The 5,494-nt window shown below is 49.7% G+C and carries 2 protein-coding genes; both read right to left on the reverse strand.

Going from position 1 to position 5,494, the window contains the following annotated elements; genetic code table 11:
* Nucleotides 1-1,972, reverse strand: a 1,972-nt coding sequence (locus KWJ01_RS27850; RefSeq protein ID WP_225000434.1) for a condensation domain-containing protein, incomplete at its 3' end; no start/stop codon positions are given.
* 59 nt (nucleotides 1,973-2,031) lie between these two features.
* Nucleotides 2,032-5,494: non-ribosomal peptide synthetase (locus KWJ01_RS27855; RefSeq protein ID WP_225000435.1), on the reverse strand; the 3,463-nt coding region annotated here is incomplete at its 5' end.

A 5,494-nucleotide genomic window follows, 5' to 3' on the forward strand; every position in this document is an offset into this window, starting at 1 on the left:
TTCCTGATGCTGTTTCTGTTTCCAGCAGCTCTTCATAAGCACTAGCGCTTAGCACCAGATGGGCTGCTGTGTCCTGGAGCATGTAGTGGATCCTTTGGCGGGGGTAAGAGGGATCTATGGGTACATAGGCCCCTCCTGCTTTCAGCACCCCCAGCTGGGCTACTACTAATTCCAGGCTCCTGTCCAGGCACAGGGGCACCAGTGTTTCTGCTGTAACCCCTCTGCTCTGAAGGTAATGTGCCAGCTGGTTGCTGCGCTCATCCAGCTCCTGGTAGGTCAGTGATGCGGCTGCATCTGCTACTGCCACAGCATCAGGAGTCTTTGCTGCCTGTGCTGAAAACAGCTCTACCAGTGTCTTGTCCTGTGGATAGGCTGCCGCTGTATTGTTGTAGCCTTCGGTGAGCTGCTTTTCTTCCTGATCATTCAGAAGCGGAAGCTCATCTATTTTTATAGCGGGATCTTCAATTAGCTGAGAGAGCAGGCGCTGGTAGTGCTCCATCATCCGTACTACTGTAGCCTCCGCAAAAAGGTCAGTACAGTATTCTACATTCAGGCGCATACCTGTGGCATGCTTGCTTACGCTTAGAATAAGATCAAACTTGGTTGTAGCATTTTCAAGATTCTCTGCAGTTAGGGTAAGATCACCTAATTGTACCTGCGACATTTCCGGCATATTATCCAGGGTAAACACTACCTGGAAGAGCGGTGTGCGGCTCCTGTCCCTGGCTACCCCTACTGCTTCCACCACCTTCTCGAAGGGCAGGTCCTGGTGCTTGTATGCTTCCAGCGTTGTCTCTTTTACCTGCTCTACAAGCTCTTTGAAGCTCTTGTTGCCGCTAAGGTCACTGCGAAGGGCAAGGGTGTTGACAAAAAAGCCTATCAGGGGCTCTACCTCCGGCTGCAGCCTGCCTGCAATGGGACTGCCCACGCAGATATCCTCCTGGCCGCTGTAGCGATACAGCAGCACCTTGAAAGCAGATAAAAGGCTCATGAAAAGTGTGGCCCCCTGCTGGTTGGAGAACTGCTCCAGCTTTAGGCTTAGCTCTTTGTCCAGGCTGAAGCTTAGCCTGCCTCCGCGGGTGCTCTGCTCCGGCGGTCGTACATAATCTGTGGGTAACTGCAGGGCCTCCACTCCTGAAAGCTGCTGCTTCCAGTACTGCCTCTGCTCCTCCAGTACCTCTCCCTGCAGGTACTCCCGCTGCCATAGGGCATAGTCGGCATACTGGATAGGCAGTGGAAGCAATGCTGGCTCCCTGTTTTCCTGCCTTGCTTTGTATAGCTCCGTAAGCTCCCCTACCAGTACAGATATGGACCAGCCATCGGAGGCAATATGATGCTGCACCACCACCAGCAGGTGCTCCTGTGCTGATAGCCTGATCAGCTCCACGCGCAGCATATAGTCTTTGCTTAGGTCGAAGGGCTGCACAGCTGCTCCCGCTACCAATGCTCTTAATGAAGCTCCATCCTGTGCAGGGGCTTCGCTGTAGCCCATCTGCCAGTGTGCAGCATCCATGATCTGCTGGCAGGCCTCTCCTTCCTCCTGCAGGAAAACAGTGCGAAGTGACTCATGACGCTCCAGGATCTGGCGGAAGGACGCCTGCAGCCCCTCAACATCCAGCGCCCCCTGCAGGCGAAAGACTGCCGGTAAATGGTAGTGGCTGCTGCCCTGCAGCTGGTCGATGAACCACAGCCGCTCCTGGGAAAAAGACAGCGGTATAGTCTTGTAGTCTTCCCTGTTGAAAGACTTTATTTTCTTGTATTGAACATCAATCTTCCTGACATTTCCTTCATCGCTGCTAAGGAATTCAATGATAGCCAGTTTATGTTCCCTGATCTTTTCAATGAATAACTTATCTAATGCTTTATTTTTTTCAACCTTGAACTTGAGCTTGTCTCCATCCATAAAAATGGAGATTCCTTCTTTTTTGGCTGTATTTAAGATACTGATAACCTCTATGAAAGTGTTATTCATGGGAAATTTATTAAAAAACTGTTAGTCGATTGTGATAAAAAAGTGTACAAACTCAAGATCTATAGCTCAAAGATTTCAACATCTTCATCATCTACATCCTGCTGATCAAGGCTTACTGAAACAGCTTGTATATATTCTGCCAGGTCGGCAATACAGCTGAATTTGAAGAGCGTATTAACTGGGATATCCAGGGAAAATTCCCGCCTGATCAGGGAAACAGCTCTAACAACAAGCAAAGAATCTCCTCCTGATTCAAAGAAATTATCCTTTACCCCTACACGCTCCAGTTTGAGCAAATTCTGCCATATGCTGGCCAGCTTCTCTTCTGTTTCATTTCTGGGCGCTACATATTGGTTGGTGAGCAGTTGTGTTACATCCGGATCAGGCAAAGCCTTGCGGTTAACTTTTCCATTAGGGGTTAGTGGCAAATCCTCCAGGGGCACCAAAATTGAAGGAACCATAAATTCCGGCAATCTTGATCTAAGTTGTGTTAGAATAGCTTCTTTTCTGAAAGCACCATAGGGTACCACATATCCTACCAGCCGTTTATTCCCGTCTGTGCCATCGGTTCTGGCAGCCACTACGCCCTGGCTTACACCTTCACACTGCTGCAACACACTTTCTATTTCCCCTAATTCTATCCGGTAACCACGGATCTTCACCTGGTCGTCGAGGCGGCTAAGGTATTCTATTTCTCCATTGGCCAGCCAGCGGGCAAGATCTCCTGTTCTATACATCCTGGCTCCGGGCTTTTCACTGAAAGGATCCCGTACAAAGCGTTCTGCCGTTAACTCCGGGCGGTTTAAATATCCACGTGCCAATCCGTCGCCTCCGATGCATAATTCACCTGCCACCCCCACTGGTGCCGGAGCTCCGGCCTTGTCCAGTATGTAGATCTGGGTATTGGCGATTGGTTTGCCTATCGTTACTTTTTCGGCTGCTTTTAGCTCCTTACAGCTAGACCAAATGGTTGTTTCTGTTGGTCCGTATAGGTTCCATACCCGCTTGCTTAGCCTTGTAAGTGAATTTTTCAGGGTTTCCCTAACGGCTTCTCCGCCCAACAGGATGGTGATGTTTTCCGTATTCTCCCAGCCACTATCCAGTAGTATCTGCCAGGTTGCAGGGGTTGCCTGCATATACGCTGGCTGGTGTTGCGCTAGTTTCTCCTGTAGCAGCGCACCATCCATGGTGGTTTCTCTGCTGGCCAGGATTACCTTTCCACCCACCAGCATCGGCATGTATAGTTCGAGGTATGAAATATCGAAGCTATAGGTGGTAACAGCCAGCAGACTTGCACCTGATTTTACTTCCAGCTGATCGATCATGGAATAAAGGAAGTTCACCAGGGACTGATTTTGGATCAGTACGCCTTTTGGTTTTCCCGTAGAGCCTGATGTGTAGATGACATAGACCAGGTTAAAAGGCTTTGGTTTGATACTGAGATTGTCTGAAGGCTGCTGTGCAATCAGCGGCCAGTCTTCATCGAGCAGCACCAGCTGGCGCTCCCCTTCTGCTATAAGCATGGCTTTGTAGTTACTGCCGCCCACTACAAGTGCTGCTTCTGTATCTTCAAGCATATAGCTTATGCGGTCCTGCGGATAGGATGGATCAAGCGGAACATAAGCACCTCCTGCTTTTAGCACGCCAAACAGCCCTATTACCATTTCAAGTGACCGGTCTATGCAGACAGGCACGAGGCTTTCTTCTCCGACACCTTTTTGCTGCAGGTAATGCGCCAGCTGGTTTGCCTTGTTATTTAGCTGCTCGTAAGTCAGCTCATTCCCATCAAACTCTACTGCTATGGCATGGGGCGTTTTTGCCACCTGCTCCTCAAACAGCATTACCAGTGACTTTTCTTTGGGATATTCAGCCTCTGTATCATTGAAGCCCTTCAGCAAAAGTTTGCGTTCCTTCGTACCTAAAAGCGGAAGCAGATCGATGGCTTTTGCAGGAGTCTCCAGCAATTCAGAAAGCAGACCCTGATAATGCTCCATCATCCGCACTACAGTTGCTTCCCTGTAGAGGTCGGAACAGTACTCTACCTCCAGCTGAAGACCTTCGGGCCGCACGGTGATGTCCAGGGTCAGGTCAAATTTGGTAGTAGGATTCTTGATGGACTCGTTGCTTAAGGTAAGCCCGCCTAACGCTATGGATGGCACAGCCGGGGTGTTCTGCAGCGAAAACATTACCTGGAAGAGGGGACTGCGGCTCATGTCACGACTAACACCTACGGCCTCCACCACCTTCTCGAATGGAAGATCCTGGTGCGAATATGCCTCCAGTGTTGTTTGCTTCACCTGCTTCAGCAGCTCTCTAAAACTTTTTTCTCCACTAAGTCCGGAGCGAAGGGTGAGGGTATTAACAAAAAAGCCAATCATGGGTTCCAGCTCTGGTTGTACCCTGCCTGCTATCGGACTACCCACGCATATATCTTCCTGGCCGCTGTAACGATATAGCAGCACCTTGAAGGCTGCCAGCAGACTCATGAAAAGAGTTACCCCTTCCTGTTGAGAGAATTTCTCCAGCTGCTGGCTTAACTCCTTGCTTAGGGTTAATTCAAGCCTGCCGCCCCTGGTGCTCTGTACGGATGGGCGCACAAAATCCGTAGGCAATTGCAGTGCCTCCACGCCGGTAAGCTTCTGCTTCCAATATGTGATCTGTTCCTCAAGTACTTCACCCTGGAGGTATTCCCGCTGCCATAGGGCATAGTCGGCATACTGTACCGACAGCTTTGGAAGGATTGGTCTTCTGTTTTGTGTTCTGGCACTGTAAAGCTCTGTAAGTTCCTTTACCAGTACTGACACAGACCAGCCATCGGAGGCAATGTGATGCAGCACAACAATCAGCAGGTGCTCCTGCTCTGAAATGCGCAGCAGTACTGCCCTCAGCATAAAATCTTTGCTGAGATCAAATGGTTGCTGTATTGTTTTATGAACCAGCCCGTGAATGGCGGCAGGGTCTACAAAAGCATCAGCATCCACATAGTTCAACTCCCAGTCCCCCGCATCCATCACCTGTTGGTAAGCAACACTGTCATGCTGAATAAAAACGGTACGAAGCGCCTCATGACGCTCTACTATTTTCCTGAAGTCTTCTTCAAAACCCGCTGCGTCTAATTTTCCCTGGAGTCTGAATACGGCCGGCAGGTGATAATGCGTACTGCCATAGAGCTGATCAAGAAACCACAGCCGTTCCTGTGAATACGATAAAGGAAGCTTGGCTTCTTGATCGTGCGGAACAGCAACTATTGGTGGCAATAAAGGTGATACATTTCCTAACTGGAGTTGCTTAGCAACCTCTTTGAGCGTAGGATTGGCAAATACATCTTTTATCTGCAGTTCCGATTTGAAATTTTTACGAACTGAAGATACCATTTGTGTGGCCAGCAGCGAATGTCCTCCCAGCTCAAAGAAGTTATCCTCCACCCCTACCTTCTCCACCCCCAGCAGCTCCTGCCAGATGTGGGCCAGCTTTTCTTCTGTTTCTGTTCTTGGCGCTACATAGGCAGCAGTAAGTGCTGCT

This window comes from Cesiribacter sp. SM1, from assembly GCF_020178975.1.
In the GTDB taxonomy this organism is placed as follows: Bacteria; Bacteroidota; Bacteroidia; order Cytophagales; family Cyclobacteriaceae; genus Cesiribacter.